11 protein-coding genes are annotated in these 16,454 nt (G+C 56.4%); 3 read left to right on the plus strand and 8 right to left on the minus strand.

The features are described 5' to 3' along the window. Positions 1-24 precede the first annotated feature (24 nt). The 3 genes from WCA10_RS05840 to WCA10_RS05850 form a co-directional block, all read right to left on the minus strand. Positions 25-540, minus strand: a complete 516-nt coding sequence (locus WCA10_RS05840) for an RbsD/FucU domain-containing protein (RefSeq protein WP_472821565.1) — start codon at positions 538-540, stop codon at positions 25-27. A gap of 14 nt (positions 541-554) precedes the next feature. Then, positions 555-1,661 (minus strand): zinc-dependent alcohol dehydrogenase family protein, encoded by a 1,107-nt coding sequence (locus tag WCA10_RS05845; RefSeq protein WP_472821566.1) that lies wholly within the window; start codon positions 1,659-1,661, stop codon positions 555-557. 109 nt (positions 1,662-1,770) lie between these two features. Further along, on the minus strand, positions 1,771-2,808 hold the full coding sequence (locus tag WCA10_RS05850; RefSeq protein WP_472821567.1) for an aldo/keto reductase: 1,038 nt from the start codon (positions 2,806-2,808) through the stop codon (positions 1,771-1,773). 206 nt (positions 2,809-3,014) lie between these two features. Here WCA10_RS05850 and WCA10_RS05855 point away from each other — a divergent pair, with 206 nt between their 5' ends. Then, the gene (locus WCA10_RS05855) at positions 3,015-4,043 is read left to right on the plus strand and encodes a LacI family DNA-binding transcriptional regulator (RefSeq protein ID WP_472821568.1); all 1,029 of its coding nucleotides are present in this window, start codon (positions 3,015-3,017) and stop codon (positions 4,041-4,043) included. A 251-nt stretch (positions 4,044-4,294) separates the two neighbouring features. Here the strand turns inward: WCA10_RS05855 and WCA10_RS05860 are convergent, their stop codons facing one another. Next, positions 4,295-7,270: a glycoside hydrolase family 44 protein gene (locus tag WCA10_RS05860; RefSeq protein WP_472821569.1), complete on the minus strand. Its 2,976-nt coding sequence runs from the start codon at positions 7,268-7,270 to the stop codon at positions 4,295-4,297. Positions 7,271-7,336: 66 nt separating this feature from the next. Next, positions 7,337-8,968, minus strand: a complete 1,632-nt coding sequence (locus WCA10_RS05865; protein WP_472821570.1) for a GH39 family glycosyl hydrolase — start codon at positions 8,966-8,968, stop codon at positions 7,337-7,339. An 873-nt stretch (positions 8,969-9,841) separates the two neighbouring features. Here WCA10_RS05865 and WCA10_RS05870 point away from each other — a divergent pair. Continuing rightward, positions 9,842-11,458 (plus strand): CRTAC1 family protein, encoded by a 1,617-nt coding sequence (locus tag WCA10_RS05870; RefSeq protein ID WP_472821571.1) that lies wholly within the window; start codon positions 9,842-9,844, stop codon positions 11,456-11,458. A gap of 50 nt (positions 11,459-11,508) precedes the next feature. After that, positions 11,509-12,660, plus strand: a complete 1,152-nt coding sequence (locus WCA10_RS05875) for a tetratricopeptide repeat protein (RefSeq protein WP_472821572.1) — start codon at positions 11,509-11,511, stop codon at positions 12,658-12,660. 77 nt (positions 12,661-12,737) lie between these two features. Here the strand turns inward: WCA10_RS05875 and WCA10_RS05880 are convergent, their stop codons facing one another. From WCA10_RS05880 to WCA10_RS05890, 3 genes are all read right to left on the minus strand, one after another. Continuing rightward, the gene (locus tag WCA10_RS05880; RefSeq protein ID WP_472821573.1) at positions 12,738-13,553 is read right to left on the minus strand and encodes a hypothetical protein; all 816 of its coding nucleotides are present in this window, start codon (positions 13,551-13,553) and stop codon (positions 12,738-12,740) included. Positions 13,554-13,599: 46 nt separating this feature from the next. Continuing rightward, on the minus strand, positions 13,600-14,601 hold the full coding sequence (locus WCA10_RS05885; protein ID WP_472821574.1) for a VWA domain-containing protein: 1,002 nt from the start codon (positions 14,599-14,601) through the stop codon (positions 13,600-13,602). A 134-nt stretch (positions 14,602-14,735) separates the two neighbouring features. Continuing rightward, positions 14,736-16,427 (minus strand): CRTAC1 family protein, encoded by a 1,692-nt coding sequence (locus WCA10_RS05890; RefSeq protein WP_472821575.1) that lies wholly within the window; start codon positions 16,425-16,427, stop codon positions 14,736-14,738. Between the last annotated feature and the right edge of the window lie 27 nt (positions 16,428-16,454).

Raw genomic sequence — 16,454 nt, forward strand, 5'->3', positions numbered from 1 at the left:
GCGGCACATTTGCGTTCAGCGCGGTTAGAGCGACGTGGATGTTTCCTTTGCCTCGACGCCTCTCAGGCGTTTCTCTGCTCGCTCGCTCCAATATCCGCAATCCAGTTCGAGGAACACTGAACTGTACGGGATCGCGAGCGTCGACTTCAGAATCAGAACGCGAAACAACGTACCAGCCTGATCCAGTCTGCAAATGATCTGTTCGTGTGCCAACTCGTGCGGGTGTTTGCTTGCCAGCAACTGCATCATCTCGTGGCGGAGTGCGCTCACTCCCGGCGCATCCTCCTCCCGCACAAGCTTCAGTTCGGCATCCACATAGACATTGGCGCGAACATGGCTGGACGCACCAACTGCGTCAAGAACATTGCGGAGCACTTCCAGATGCTCGCCGCCTGTCGCCAGCGTTTCAATTCCTGGGTTCGATTGCGCAGGATATGCAGCGTCGGCAACCACAATCCAGTTGCGATGGCCATACAACGGAAGCAGGCTGTTTAGGCGGCCTTTCCACAATTCAACTTCGCGACCAGCCTCAGTATTCATCTGGACCTCGCTGTCTAGCCGCCCGAGGCGGGCTGTGAGGGTTGGAGTGCGACCCCCGGTGTTATTTCCATCGTCGGGCAGACCGCGACTTTGCCGCAGCGTCCGGAGGCCATCAGGCTATATGCGCCGTCGGCCTGATCAAGTGAGAATCGGTGTGTAACGATGTCCTCCGGGTGGAGATTCCAGCGAACGAGGCGCTCGACCAGTTCCTCCATCAGCCAGATAGATGTCACCCATGAGCCGTAGATCGTCTTTTGGTCGTGAATGATGTCTGGCGAGGGATTGAATGTCACCTGGCCACCCTCACCAACCAGCGCTATCTTCCCCCACCGGCGCGTGGCGCGAATAGCCGTTGCACGCGCTTCAGCGTTGGCAGAGCAATCGACGGCACGCTCCACGCCGGCTCCTCCGGTCAGTTCGCGGATCTCATTGACGTTGTCTGGCCCCGCGGTCAGCACGGAATCGCAGAGGCCGAATCGCAGCGCCAATTCACGGCGCTCGGCTGAAATGTCAACACCGATGATTCTCTCCGCACCAAGCTTGCGGCAAAGTGCTCCCGCTGCCAGGCCCACCGGCCCAAGGCCCGTAATGAGTACCGCGTCATTGCCGCTGATGCCGATCTTCTCGAGCGCTTCGTAAACAGTGCCGAACCCGCATGCAACCTGCGCTCCATCGAGGTACGTGAGCTGGTCAGGAAGAAGTATCAAATCCTTTTCTTCGGCAAGCATGTATTCAGCCATGCCGCCATCGCGCTGCCACCCATAAGCGCGGCGGTATTTCGCGCTGGTGCAGGAGATCATGTAGCCGCGCCGGCAGTCGTTGCACAGCCCGCAGCCTGAAATGTGGTAAACGATGACCCGGTCACCAATCTTGAATCGACGACAGCCGGGGCCGGTTTCAACAATCTGTCCGCATGGCTCGTGGCCTGCGATTACACCCTGATATCCTTCCGGACCTTTACCAAGATGCTCGTGATAGATGGCTCGGATATCCGATCCGCAGATCGTTGAAGCCTTGACGGAGATGAGAACTTCTCCATGACCCGGGCTCGGAACGGAGACGCTCTTCATTTCGACAGTACTGTTGCCCGGAAGAAACGCCGCCTTCATCGTCTTTGCCATTCGATCAATCTCCGAACTTGACTTCAACCCTCGAGCTAACTTGCTTAGTCGACGGGCAAGCAATAAGGCATCCTGCGAGGTGGTATCCGTTCCCTTCGGCCACGTTTGCCTATGCGGGAGTGACCACGCCGTTGATATCCCACAGGTCTTCCCACGACTGCTTCTCTTTCCAGAGAAAGACCTGGCCTTTGATCAACCGGCAGTTGCGATCGAGTTTCTCCATCGTCTGCATGTCCTGTGGGCTTAGCGGTTCACTCACTACGCCACGTAGATTGCTCAGAATGTTCTTGGGATTTGTCGAAAACGGAATCGGCACCTGCCCTCGTTGCACCGCCCACTTGAGACATACAACCGCAGGATGGATTCCGAGCCTCTCCGCAATCCCTCGAATCACGGGATCTTCGGTTGGCGACGTGTCCTCAGGAGTACGATCTCGTTCCGGCCGCGCTGGCGATCCGAGCGGCGAATAACCGATCGGCTGGATTCCGTTGTCCATCAAATATCTAAAGAACTCCGGCTGCTGAAAGTGCGGATGAAGCTCCATCTCATTGACGACCGGTTTGATCCGCGCGTCGTGCAGCAGCAGCTTCATCTTTGGGATCGTCATATTCGACGTGCCTATATGGCGCACCAGGTCGCGATCGACAAGTTCCTCCATTTGCCGCCATGTACGCATGTAGTTCTCGTGGACATAGGGCACCGCGTGCGGATTGCGAGCCGTGACGTCACATTCCGGCGGATGATGATTGGGAAACGGCCAGTGAATCAAATAAAGATCCAGATACTCGATCTTCAGATCTGACAGCGACTTCTGACAGGACGAAAGGACTTCGCCGTGCTTGTTATTCCAAAGCTTCGACGTGATCCAGACTTTATCGCGCTGAAGGCCATTTTTAAAGATCTCTCTGAAAACCTGGCCAATGCAATCTTCATTGCCGTAAACAGAAGCACAATCGAAGTGCCTGTAGCCGATGGACGCGGCGTACTTCACTGCATCAGCCACCGTCTGGTGAGAGGCATGGTCCGAGCCAAACGTCCCCAAACCAATAGCGGGCATTCTGGCGCCATTACCCACCGATACGTGGGGCACTTTCTTCGGATCAATGACACCGGGATTTCCATCGACGAGTCGAGACAAAGATGGCATTACTAATCTCCGACAATCTTAAAGTTATCGATAACTGAACCATTGATATTAAGGTCAATTCTGCTGTATTGTCAATGAGGACAGGCACGACAGCTTTTTTAAACAGAACAACTTGCCGTGTCTGGAACGCTCCATCAAGCAGCTTTCTCAAGAGGGTTTTGGGGCCTTTTTCGTTTTCTCTAAGAGAATGGGAGTAGATACGAGCCATGGCAACCCGGTTGAAGGACATTGCGAACGACCTTGGCCTCTCAGTTGTCACCATTTCCAAGGTCCTACGAGAACATCCCGACATAGCGGCCGAGACCCGACGGCGAGTTCTGAAACGCATGCGGGAGCTGAATTATCAGCCTAATTTTGCAGCCCGCTCGCTGGTTACTGGCCGCACCTGGACGCTCGGCTTGGTTGTTCCGGATCTGTTGCATCCTTTTTTTGCCGATATTGCAAAGGCCATCTCCGTCGAAGCACGCAAGCAGGGATACAGTCTGCTGATCTCGTCTTCTGACGAAGATCCGGAACTCGAAGTTCAGGAGATCAAACAACTCCTGGCCCGCCGAGTCGATGTCATTCTGGTCGCATCGGCACAATGGTCGGTTGACTGCTTCCGGATGATTGAAGAGCACAAAACGCCCTATATCCTTATCGATCGCCGGTTTCTGGGTCTTGATGCGAACTTTGTTGGCGTTGACGACGAAGCGGTCGGCGCACTGGCCACCTCACACCTGGTTGAGCAGGGTTGCCGCCGCATCGCCCACATTAGGGGCCCTGAAGTCAGTACTGCTGTTGGCCGACTGGAAGGCTACAAGCAGGTGCTGGCCTCCTACAACATGGTCCCTCTCCCAGGACACATCGCTTCCCTCGGAACATCTGGAGATCATCGCGGGGAAAAAGGGGGATATGAGGCAGCCGTGAAATTGCTTGCCTCAAACCCAAGACCAGATGGAATCTTTTGCTTTAATGATCCCTCAGCTCTCGGTGCAATGCGCGCAATTCTCGATGCAGGGCTTCGCATTCCGGATGATATAGCCGTGATCGGATGCGGCAACCTCTCGTATTCGGATTTCCTCCGTATCCCTCTGAGTTCCGTAGATCAGGGTAGTGAAAACATAGGAAAATCCGCTGCGGAACTTGCGCTCAAGATCGCCCGAAAGAAGGAGTCGCTCAGGCCGAAGTCAGAGCTCATCACGCCGCGTGTGATCGTTCGCTCATCAAGCCAACGATTACCGGGCCGGCAATGATGGTCAGTGCCCCGTCTTCATATCCGGAAATGAGAGTTTGTGACACCAGAACCTCAAATGTAGTACTCCAATTCCTTCGATGAAAGAACAACTCTCCGTCGCATGATGAATCACCTTCCCGGAGGTGAATTGCAATAACAGGAGATCATACCGGCGACTGGTTGTGTTGCTTTGAATGTCTATGCCTTGCGGTTTGACTTCCGCGTCATGACGCGACGATCGTGACCGATGGCGAACCGGATAACGATGGATCAGTTCGCATTTTCTGCAAAAGTAACTGACGCTCCACCGAGAGCGAATTGGTCTTGCGCGGTCACGGTTATCGTTCCTTTGGTCGAAGGGAGCGTCAGAGTCACCGAGGCCGTCCCGGAGGAGTTGGTCTGGGCAATCACACTAGTCCCGCTCGTTGTGCCGTTGGAGAGCGTTCCGCCCGAGGTGGTGAACAGTATGCTCGCGCCCGTGTTCGTGAAGTTGGATGGGAGGGAAGATAGCGTGACGGCCAGCGCTTGCGACAGAACCGTTCCAGCGCTGCCCGATTGATTGTTACCCGACAGAGTAAGCGTGGCAGCGGATTGGCCGACAACGATCCAGCCGCCCTCTGTCTGGGTAGAGGTGCCGTCGTTGCCGGTGACGGTGTAATGGCAGAAGCCAGGGGTGCTGCCGGGGTTCACGGTGATAGTTGCTGGCTTAGCGGGAGTGATGGTCGCATCGGTCAGCGCGAGCGAACCACCGCAAGCCGTGGCGCCCTCAAATGCATCGAAGACCGCCGAAGTGAGCGTCACGGGTGCTGTACCGCTCACGATCGTCGGCTTTAGAGTCCCCGTGCCCGAGGCTGGAATCATCAGATCGTCCGGGTTGAGATACCACTCCGAGGCCGGCTTGGCGGGCTGGCTACCGCTGACAACCAGAAGCGTGATGGTGTAGGGCGCAAAGCTCTGCGTCGGGCTCCAGGCAGTCGGGGCTACGGTGGTGATCGCGCCGGGGTTGGTCGATCCCACCGTGTACGCCGTGTAAGTGGAGGCGCTGAAGCCGTCCAGGTTGAAGGTGACATTGGCTGTGTTGTTCGGATCTTTGTTCAGAGCCATGATGGTCATCGTCGTGCCTGTCACATCAAGGGCCGCGTAGGTGACGAACAGGTCAGGATTGACGGAGTTCTGGTCCGAAACGGAGAGAGAGCCAAAGCCGTGGTGGGCCCCGTCGTAATTCGTGTACAGCTTGAAGGACTGGTAGTTGGGATGCGGCTGATTGGTAGTGCTGTCCGTGGCCGATGGCCCTCCCCAGCGCGTGGAGAAGCTCAGTCCCTCGCGGCCCATGACGCCATAGGCGTCCGCGTCGGAGAGTGCCGTGGCGAATTCCCACTCGTTGAAGAACGATTCCCACTCGGTGAACGAGAGCGGCGTTCCCGGATAGATGGCATTCACCATGGCCTTCATACGTGGGATAAGGAAGGTGACGCTGCGATTGGGCTGCGTTGTGGTGATCCAGTCCGCGTTGTACCCCGCGTTGGAGTACGTTGGATCCCAATAGGTGCGGATGTACTTGTTCACTTCCGCGCGCAGTTGCAGGTTGGTGTATCCGGTGGTGTCGATGTTGTCGCCAAAATAGGCATGGATGTCAAAGACGTCGAGCGTACGTGCTCCGTTAATCTGATCCAGCCAATTGATCTGGTTCAGCCACCATGGCGCGTAGTCGATGCCGGCGTGCGCGCTCTTGTCATCTCCCGCGGGGCCAGCTGTCCAAAGGTAATTCCAGCAGCAGGTGATGGGGCCGAAACGAACCGCACTCGGGTCCCAGGCTTTCAACGCGACGCCTTCCTTCTCAAAGACATTCGACAACTCGGTGTATCCGGGATGGTTGGGATGAACGTCACCATGCGGACCGTCCCAGATTTCGGGCTCATTGTCCATATCGTAGAAGTGGCACGTGGTGATCGGCGAATAGGGGACGCTGCAGGTGCCACTGCCGAAGGCGGAGGCAAGCGCCTTGGCCCACTCATCGCGATAAAGGCAGTTACCGCTGGTGCAGTCGCTGGCTGTATCGACCAGGGGATAGTAGGCATCTGTCACAGGACCAGTAGTTACGCGCGTCTTGCAGTCCGTCTGCTGGCCGTTACCAGCGTCAGAATTATAGGGATCCACCTTGCACTGCGCGCCATACTTCTTGACCGAGTAGCTCCAGTGGCCGGATTCTCGGGCTACCCATCCGAGCGTAGGCATGGTGGTAAGCATCTGGCTGCCTGCGCCCACGGTGAATTTCGTCAACTGCACCGAGTCGATGCCCTCGCCCGTGGACTGGTCGGTGAGACCGAAGTCCTCGAAGAACCAGTCGCTGCCGGCATTGTAGGTGAAGGCCTTCCAGTTGTAGTCCGTGGCCTCGTTGCCTCCAAAGCGGACAAACGTCGGTGACAGATTGGTGACATCGCTTTGGTTCAGCGTGTTAATGCCATAGATGTACGGGCTGATCAGGTGGCGATTGGCGAGTGCGTTGATGTTGACGGTAACGCTTGTGGTGCTGGGCGAAGTGATCGTGATGGCAGCTGTGCCTGTTGAAGCGGCGTAGGTTGCAGAATTGCTGGAGTCAGGCATATAGGTGACGGTCAACGTATCTGATCCCTTGGCCAGCGAGCCGGGCTGAACGTAGAAGGTTGCAGCGCCAGCGTTCAGTGTCAGCGCCGAAGAGGTAAAGCTTCCGCTGGACAGCGTTACGCTGCCGCCCGGCGACACAGAGCCGTCCTTTACCGTGGCGGTCACAATCAGGTTTTCTGCGAAGGGGTGTGTGGTCTCTTCGGGCGTGACCGAGACCGTCGGGGACTTCGCGGACTGAGTCACGGTGACTGTTGCCGTTCCGGAGGCACTGTTGAACTTCGCTGTGCTGGCGGAATCCGGCGTGTACTTGGCGGTCAGAGTATCGGAACCCACTGCAAGCGAGCCCGCTGGAATCGCAATGGTTGTCGAGCCCGCGTTGAGCGTCGCGGCCGAAGAACTATAGCTTCCGCTGGAAAGAATCACCGATCCGGTCGGCGTTCCGCTCGAACCGGAGACGGCAATCGTGACACCCAGACTCTGGGCAGTCGTAACGTTGCTCGCCGCGGGCGTAACGACAACCGCTGGCGTAGCTGGGTTCTGGCTTGTGCCCCCACTTCCTGGACTTCCCCCACCACACGCTGCGATTGAAAGAACAATGACACATAGAAGAGATGCCAGGAAAAGTCTCACAAATCGATCCATATATCCTCTTACAACCCGTTGAAGTAAACAATTCTCGAACGTAGCCTGTCCGTGATCTTTATCACCTCAGCGGGAAGACTCGTCGTGGCCCGTTGGGCTCAACCTGCCTCCCTGGCTCCGCTCCAACTTAATCAACACGATGTCGTTGCTCTTCATCGGTACGCTGACTTTGATTGTTCCATCCGGAGCGCTCTCGACTGCCTGATCCGTCTCTGAAAGGTCCTGCGTGAGATCGTTCAACTTCGAGACTTCTGCTTTAGTCAGCTCTTTGGGAGATCCCATCTCAATATAGGCGGTATATGCATCATTCGCGCGGTACCCAGTGCGATGCACTTGCAGGTGGTAACTGGAATTCGGAACAAGATGACGCAGTTGCAATTGGACCGGCTCGGCCGGGTGCGCAGGAATTACCTTCGTATAAAAAGGCCGGTTGCTTACCTTCTGGTTCGGAGGTTCGAAATCCCAGATCACTGCCGAAAAGTCCCCACCCTTGGTGGAAAGCAGCGCCTGCGGATCGCTCGTTGCGATACTGTTTCCTCGCAGCGAATGAAGGTACTTGTAAGCGAAGAATGCCGGCTTGCGAATGCCTTCAGGATTCAGGAGGCCGAATCCGCCTTGAAAAGGAGCTGTAGGAGGTCCCGGCTCTTCGAACAGGTCGGAGTACGTCCAGTAGCTCATTCCCTGCAATTTCCCTTCGCATGCCTTGAGCTTGCTCAAGATGTATGGAGCACTGATGTAGGAATCATGCACGGAATCGCGCGGCGTGTAGCTCGTGCTCCACTCCGAGAAATACAACGGAAGATCTGGAAACGGCGAAGCCGAGATCTGCTCGCGAACACGGCGAACGTCGCCGACGATTGCATCGGGAGACGCGGAGAGTTTGGTATCGCTCTTCCCTTCTTCATCCAGAAAACCGCCGTCGACACCGTATGTATGCGTAGTCACGAAGTCAACGCCGGCTCCGCTCTGCTTCACGTGCGCCAGAAATTCAGGAACCCATGCCGCTCCCGCGGTCGCAGGACCTCCCACACGCAAAGCCGGATCGATGGCTTTGATCGTCTTCGCTGTCAGGTCGTAGAGATCGAAGTATGCTTTCTGATCTCCGCCCTCCCAGAAGCCGGAGAGATTGGGTTCATTCCATACCTCGAAATACCATGTCCGAACCTCGTCTCGTCCGTAGCGATCTTCCAGATGGCGGGTGAATGCATCTACGAGAGCGTGCCAGCCCTTCGGATCTGGATGGGACGTATTGCCTTTCCAGTAGAAGATGCTGTTCTGAGACGTGGCAAGTGCCTTCGGCGTGAAACCCAGCTCAACAAACGGCCTGATATGACGGGCCAGCAGATCGTCATAGAGTTCGTCGATCTTCGCCCAGTTATAGACGGCCTTTCCGTTTTCGATTTGCACCGTTCCCAACACATCATGAAAGATCGCGTGGAACCGCACATATCGAAATCCAAGTTCATCCACAACAAGCTTGAGCTGTTTCTGGCTATCATCGCGAATCAAAGTGCCGGGATAATCGGAGCCGACCGACAAATCAAAAAAACTATCCACCGGACCGGCTGAGTTGTCGATGTCCGCCACGATACGGCGACTTGCCTCCTGTTGGGATTGAGCCGTAGTAGATAGAAGAAAAATAGCAATCAACGAGCCAAGAATAAATCCTGAATACCGCTGCAGAAGAGAATTGAACATCTATGCTCCGATCAAGGTCGCCACATTGGGCGAATCGCGGACGAGATTCTTGCAGCTTCGCACGCAATAAAAACGGGATGGCTAACTCTGCCACCCCGCGAGAGGCCAGGAGGCTAGCCTCGAAATCTGAGCGGAGGCGTGAGCAACCGCTCCCAACATTTAGAGCTTTTGCCGCAAGGTCATACGTTTGGTTTTCCGCAGCGCAGCATCACGGTGAAATGAATCGAAACAAATACTCTACAGAGCACAAGTCGCAGTGAAGTTCAATATTGTACGGACGCGCCTAAGACTTGTACCTCATTGAAAACAAGCAATGTACGAGGCGAGACGTACATGTTACAACGAACCGCGAAAGAAAGATGCGCTGAGCCTTTTGGGTCTCACTCCTTGGCAGCTGAGCGCTTGCTCAAGCAGTCGAATTTCAGCGGCTGTAGCAAAAGACGGCATGCAGCCGTCAAAGACAGAGCGCAACACTCGTGACAGGTGTGTTTACCCGTGACTCAGCTGACGTCATTCGACTCCTCCATGAACGGAAGAGTCTGCAGGCAGTCTACAGATGAACGACTCTGCCGCACCTGTTCCAGAAAACATTTGTTCCGATCCAACGCGAATCCCGTCCGGCACCTTCGTTCTTTTGCGTGAAAAGATGGCGACTTGTGCAGATGTCTCCTAGAATTGCCATACATGCGTCAGGCCCCGATCGATTCACGTTCCATCCGGAGATTCATAGGCTTGATCGCGGCAGTTCTTCCGTCAGTTCTTTCCTCCCAGACCATCCCGGGCCCAGTCGCAGCGGTCCCCTTTCAATCCGGACAGGCCCAATCGGTACCATCTTCGCCAATCGATACCGCTTCGGCCACACGCTTTCGGGATATGAGCGCACAAACTGGACTGAACACGGTTCCTCACTCCTCTTCCGAGCGGCGCTACATTGTGGAGACGATGGGAGGCGGCGGTGTTGCTCTCCTGGATTGCGACAATGATGGCAGGCTCGATATTGCGGTCGTGAATGATTCCACGATCGACGCTTTTCTGGCGGGCGGCGATCCAATGATCACGTTGTACCGCCAGGACGGAAGCGGAACCAATGTCCATTTCACCGACACCACGGCATCTGCGGGCCTCACCACCCGCGGATGGGGAATGGCGATCGCGGTTGGCGACTATGACAACGATGGCCTGCCTGATCTCTACGTGACTGGCTACGGACACAACGTGCTCTATCACAACCTGGGAGGATGCAAGTTCGAGGATGTGACCGAACGCGCGGGCGTAAAGATGGGCGGTTTCAGCACCGGCGCCGCCTGGGCCGACTTTGACCGCGACGGCCATCTCGACCTTTTTGTTGCCCGGTACGTGCATACGGACCTCCATCACCTTCCTTCCCCCGATCCCCATGTCGAGGGCTACCGATCGGTCATTCTCCAGATGCCTGATGAGATGGAGGGCGAAACCGACGTCCTCTTCCGCAACCGCGGCGATGGAACGTTCGAGGACGTCTCGCAAAAGGCAAACGTCAGCAATCCAAGTAAGCAGCACGGCATGGGAGTGGTATGGGGAGACTACGATGGCGACGGATGGCCCGATCTCTACGTCACGAACGATGGCGGCACGAACTACCTTTACCACAACAATGGCGACGGAACCTTCGCAGAGAACGGCATCCTCTCCGGTACGGCCACTGGAACGCACGGGGAGGTCTATGGCAATATGGCAGCCGACTTTGGCGACTTCAATCGCGACGGCGAACTCGACCTGGTCACAACTCGCTACAGCAGGCAGCCGGTTAGCCTGTATCGCAACGACCAGATCATCTTCACCGATGTTGCCGCCGAATCAGGGCTGATGCAACCTACATTGGCGCCAGTGAAGTGGGGCGTTGGCTTTGGCGACTTCGACAATGACGGCTGGCCCGACATATTGATCGCCAACGGCAATTTTTCTTCGCTGATGGACCGCCTGGAGACTGAAGTCAAGTATCGCGAACCACTCCAACTCTTCCGCAATATCCGCGGCCAGAGATTCGAGGATATCGCCAACACAGCGGGTCTGAATGATGGCCCTCTGCAATCGCGCCGAGGTTTGGCGCTCGGCGATGTCAACAACGATGGCAGTCTGGATATCGTCGTGTTTAATGCCGCTGGGCCGCCGTCATTGTTCATCAACCAGACTCATAATTCGAACCATCGGGCGCTGTTCCGCCTCGTTGGGACCAAGAGCAACCGCATGGGCATCGGCGCGCGTGTCACGGTTTTCAGCGGCCTGACGGAGCAGGTGGGCGAGGTTCGCGGCGGGGGCGGGTACAACTCGAGCAACGACACGCGGCTGCATTTCGGCCTTGGACAATCAGCGATCATGAATAAGGTCGAGGTGACTTGGCCGAGCGGCGTTAAGCAGAAATTCCAGAACATCCCCGCAGACGCTATCTACGAGATCCATGAAGAGCAGGGATTGCGAAAGCTGGCGCCTTTGCCGGTTCCACCGAAATAGCCCGTCAGTGACGGATACGGAATAGAGACAGGTCTACAATAAGGACGTTCATGATGCGCAGTACACGACAAGGAGCTAGGCTGATTTTGAACGTGGCTCTCGCGGTTGCGTTTCTAAGCTCTTCACTCCTCCACTCCCAGGAAGCCTCTCCACAGGCTCTCTACGACCAGGCCGGTAAAGCTCTTGACGCGGGAAATGCGGGGCTCGCGATCAATCTGTACGAGGAGTTGCTGCGACTGACGCCCGATTCCCTCGAAGCCCGCACCAATCTGGGCGTAGCTCTCGCGCAGCAAGGGCGATTCGACGAAGCTGCACAACAGTACCGCCAAGTGCTCTCACGTGATCCTCGGAACGAGACTGCGCTCCTGAATCTGGGTCTCGCAATTTACAAACAGGGCGATTTCGGCGAGGCGCGTAACGAATTCGAAAAGTTGTACAAACTTAGTCCGGGTCATCAACAGGCCTTTTACCTTCTGGCTGACTGCGACCTGCGGCTGGGGAAATTCCAGGACACCATCACCCTCGTAGAACCGGCTTACAATGCTCATCCGGACGATCCGGCGATCGACTACATCTTCGGCACCGCATTAATACACGACGGCAAAGAGCAACAAGGCGCCATCGTGATCGACCGCATGATGCGTAACGGAAATTCCGCGGTAGCCGGCGTGTTGATAGGCGCATCGCAATATGCGGCTGGTGATTACAATACCGCTGCGGCAACGCTTCAAAAAGCACTCGACCAGAATCCGGAGATACCGGGCGCGTGGACAGTCTATGGACGCGCTCTTCTCAGTAGCGGCGAAAATGAAAAAGCCAAGGCCGCTCTCCGCCGCGCGCTTCAGGCTGACCCCAACGACTTCGATGCATGCCTGCACCTGGGGGCGGTTCTGCGCCACGAAGGCGACGTCGAGAATGCTGCGTCATATCTAAAGCATGCACTCCTGCTGCGCCCAGACTCTGTCCCAGCTCTCTTTCAAATCGATGCGCTGAACGCGGCAAGCGGACACCTGGAGGAGGCCAGGGACGGCCTTGAAAAACTCGTGAAGCAGTGGCCAGATTTTGTCGAAGCGCATTTGCAGCTCGCCGTGGTCTATGCGCGGCTTCACCGGAGTGAGGACAGCGAGCGGGAGAGACGAATCGTCTTGGAACTGAATGACAAAGCACGCACCAAGGGACCGCAAGCGGACAAGACTCCGTGACCCGAGCCCGCGCCGACGGCAATGGCTTTGCATATCCAAATGGCAGGCTCCTCCATTCAGGCATCGGGAGATCGCCATCACCGCACGTTCTGGTCCGGCGGCAATGGCAAGCGAACCTCCATTGATCCGATTCGTCCGCTTTGTTCGTCGCAAACTACAAGGCGGATGACTGCCGTTTCGACGGGAACATAAAACGTTTGGAGCGCCTGGTCACCATCCTCGCGAATGTTGCCGATCTTCGACGCCGGAATGGCCTCTTTGAGCCGCGCTTTTGTACCCCACAGGGTCTCGCCGTCTTCGTTGTAGGCCAATGCCGCTATCGAAAGATCCGAATGGTAGACGCGGTTTGCAGACTTGGGAAGTTCCAGTTGGCTGGCCAGCACCCCATACGTGACCGCGTACTGCTGCATGGGAACCGGAGTGGTGAGCGGAACAAACTCCCTGTGCGCGACCTTAGCGGCCTGCTTCCGATAGGGCGCAAGCGCGGCCATCTGCTCCGTTGTCGCCGGCGCGGGCTCTCCGATGGCATCCACGTGAGCCGCGAAGACGAGTTGATGGGAGAGGGGCGAGCCAAACTGCGCGGCTGTCTCAATCAACTTGGCTGAGGCGGGTGTCGGATCCGGAAAGGCACCACTTTGATCCGCCGCGCCCTGGCTCTGTGCGATGGAATCAACATCATCGGCAATATAGTTTCTCCGGTAGGCAAGATGATACTGCCCATGCCCAACCTGAACCTTGATATGGCGCACCGATCCATCGTACTTCGCGTTGGTTGGCGCATAGAGAAACGAGTAATAAGAACTGCCGTCGTCGGCGGCCGTTTCCAGCGCCTCCTTAAGGCCGTTGGTATTGTAGAAAGCCCGTCCGCCCGTCTGCTCCCCGATGGTGTCCATCGTCGTGATTTCGACGAAACTGATACCCTTTAGTAGCCCGCGAGCATCAATGGGATAAACTGCGACCTCGGCGGAATACAACTGATTGATTACGGCCTTCAGGGCACCATTGTAGTTGCGACCAGAGTCTGCCGAGTTTGGAAAGAGAGTGGCGGGAAACGAAACCCGTATACCAGATCAGGTTCTTACGGCCTGGAGTCCCGGCTAAAAAGCGGCCGATTTGCTTAAGCGCATCCAGGGTCATGCCCACGCGGAGATCCATGCGGTCGTCGAACCGAGCCACCTCATGTCTCTCCGTCGCTTCAATGAATACCTTAGCGGCGTGATCTCCGTCTTTGCCGTTCCCTAGTCCAGCCGCCAGATCGATGTCGGATCGGGGAAGGTACGATAGGGGGATTTGGGTTTGGGTGGCGAGCACGCCTATCGCGCGCAGGATCGAATCTGTATCCGAGGTGAAACCCTGCGGAAAACGGAGCCGATCGGCGAGGACAAAGATGGCAATCCGCCGCCCTGGATTCTTTTTCAGGAATTTGATCATCTGCTCGCGCGCATAGAACTGGTCGCTCACGGGAGTATTCACTATGTCGTAGAGCAGGACCGTCAAGGGACCGCGTTCCGGCGCCGTCGGCAAGTTCATGAACGTGTGCGGAGGCAGCGGCGGCCGCTTTGGGAGAGAAGCTTCTGCAACCTCATCTCTGTGGTATTCGAACTGGCGGATCGCCTGCGGCTTGCCATCTTCAGCAACCCGAAAACTGGATGCCCGCAAACCCGTAACGGGCCGTCCCTGCGCATCGGTGACGACGACATCCAAACGCACGCGGCGCACCGTCTGCCGCAGAACAGTCCCCGATTCTGGCGTGGTGTTCTTCGGCGGCTCCTGGGCAGCAAGGAAAGCCGTCGAGACAAAGGCGCCGAGAAGAAAATTAACGAGGGTGCAAGAATGGAGCCTTGAGAATTCCCGTTGGACTGCGTCCTTTTTTGGCAGATTGAGACGGTCGCTGGTCGAGAGTTTTGGAATCGCGCGTGCTTGCATATCGAGCGCCATCATGGAATCTTGCTCCTGCCGGCATTCCGGTGTGATTAAATATAGGACTTCTTTCAGCAGAGTCCGGTGATTGCGCGAGTGATCGCATCGCTTGTCAAGCCTCTTACCAGCCGCGCATTCTCAAAACCGTGGCAACCCTAACGAGGCTCTTTCACCTGCAGCACCTGATCGGCCGCCACATTCTTGAGCGTCTGGATCGTTCCGGAAGGCCAGCGAATTTCGACCTCGTCCGCCACGCGTGCCTCACCAAGTCCGAAGTGAACCGGTCCAGCACTCGACGACGCGTAACCGCTCGCTGTCGTCATGTGATTGAATTGGACCTTGCCTCCAGCGGTCAGTTTGATACGGGCGCCGATGCCATCGCGATTGCTTTTGGTTCCCTGGAGCGAAAACTCCAGCCAGTGACTTTTTCCCTGACTGTCATTGATCCAGATCTCTGCCGGAGCACTCAGCGCGGCGACAACAACATCGAGCTTTCCATCGCCATTCAGGTCCGCAACCGCGGCTCCTCGGTGCCTGCGCGGTGGCAGCGCCGTAAATCCGGCTTCCTCGGTGAGGGCGGCCCATGTCCCGTTCAAGTTGCGAAACACGGTGTTGGGCTGATCCACATGATTCCGGTCTGACATGTTAGGAGACGCGACATCTCCGCGACTGACAAAGATGTCTTTCCATCCATCATTGTCAAAGTCGGCGATATTCACGCTGTATCCCGCCATGGGATTGCTGAGCACCGTCATCTTGCTCCGCGCCGTAACCTCCTCAAAGGCGGTTCCCGAGACGTTCTGATAGATGGGAAAAGTTTCGTTCTGAAGCGCAGGCAGAACGATATCCGGGAAGCCGTCGTTATTCAGATCGCGGAAGTCGCATCCCATCCCGGAGATCAGGTTGCCATGTTCCGGCAAGGCTACTCCGAGGCCAAAGCCAACTTCTTCGAACTGGTTGTGACCTTTGTTGTGGTAAAGGAAGTTGAAGAGTTTGTCGTTGGTGACAAAGATATCCGGAAGACCGTCGTTGTCGTAATCCGCGATTGCCGCGGACATGCCTTTTCCAGGATGCGCGCGGATGCCGGCGGACTCCGAAATATCAGTGAATGTTCCATTGCCATTGTTCAGGAATAGCTGGCTCGGCAGTTCCTTGTAGAACTTCGGGTGGCAGTATTCGGGTTTACCGTTATATTTGCAGTCTGGCTCCTTCGTGCCGTCCCAAGACAGGTAATTGACGACGAACAGATCGAGACGCCCATCATTATTGATATCAACCCATGCAGCGGCGACTGACCAGAGCGGCCCATATTGTTTGTCGGGGTGAGCGAGGCCTGCCTTTTCGGTAACATCAGTGAACGTGCCGTCGCCGTTGTTGTGATAGAGCGTGTTCCGGTAGACGCCCGCGACGAAGATATCGTCGTAGCCGTCATTGTCGTAGTCGCCGATGGCCACGCCTACATCGAAGCCGGTTCCCTTGAGGCCCGCCTTTTCTGTCACGTCGGTAAAGGTGCCGTCGCCGTTGTTGTGGAAGAGGCGATTCCAGTACTTGGGCGAGTCCTTTTTGAGCGTATTGATATCCGCTCCGTTGGTGAAAAAGATATCGGGCCTTCCATCGCGGTCGTAGTCAAAGACAGCAACCCCTCCCGCCATCGTCTCCGGCGCGTGCCGTTGCGGGCTCTCGCTGCTGTCGAGCGAAAACTCGATGGGGCAGGGCACAAAATGGATGGGAGATGAGGTTTGCTCCTGTGCGGTTGCTTCCACCCGATGCAGGAGAAAACAGCCGATCGACCACGCAACTATTGCAATGGCTCTTTTCGCGGCGTGTGGCAGAAGTCGATGTTGCAAGAAGATTCCTCAGAAATACAAGCTTCG

It is taken from the genome of Occallatibacter sp., assembly GCF_049582745.1.
In the GTDB taxonomy this organism is placed as follows: Bacteria; Acidobacteriota; Terriglobia; order Terriglobales; family Acidobacteriaceae; genus Telmatobacter.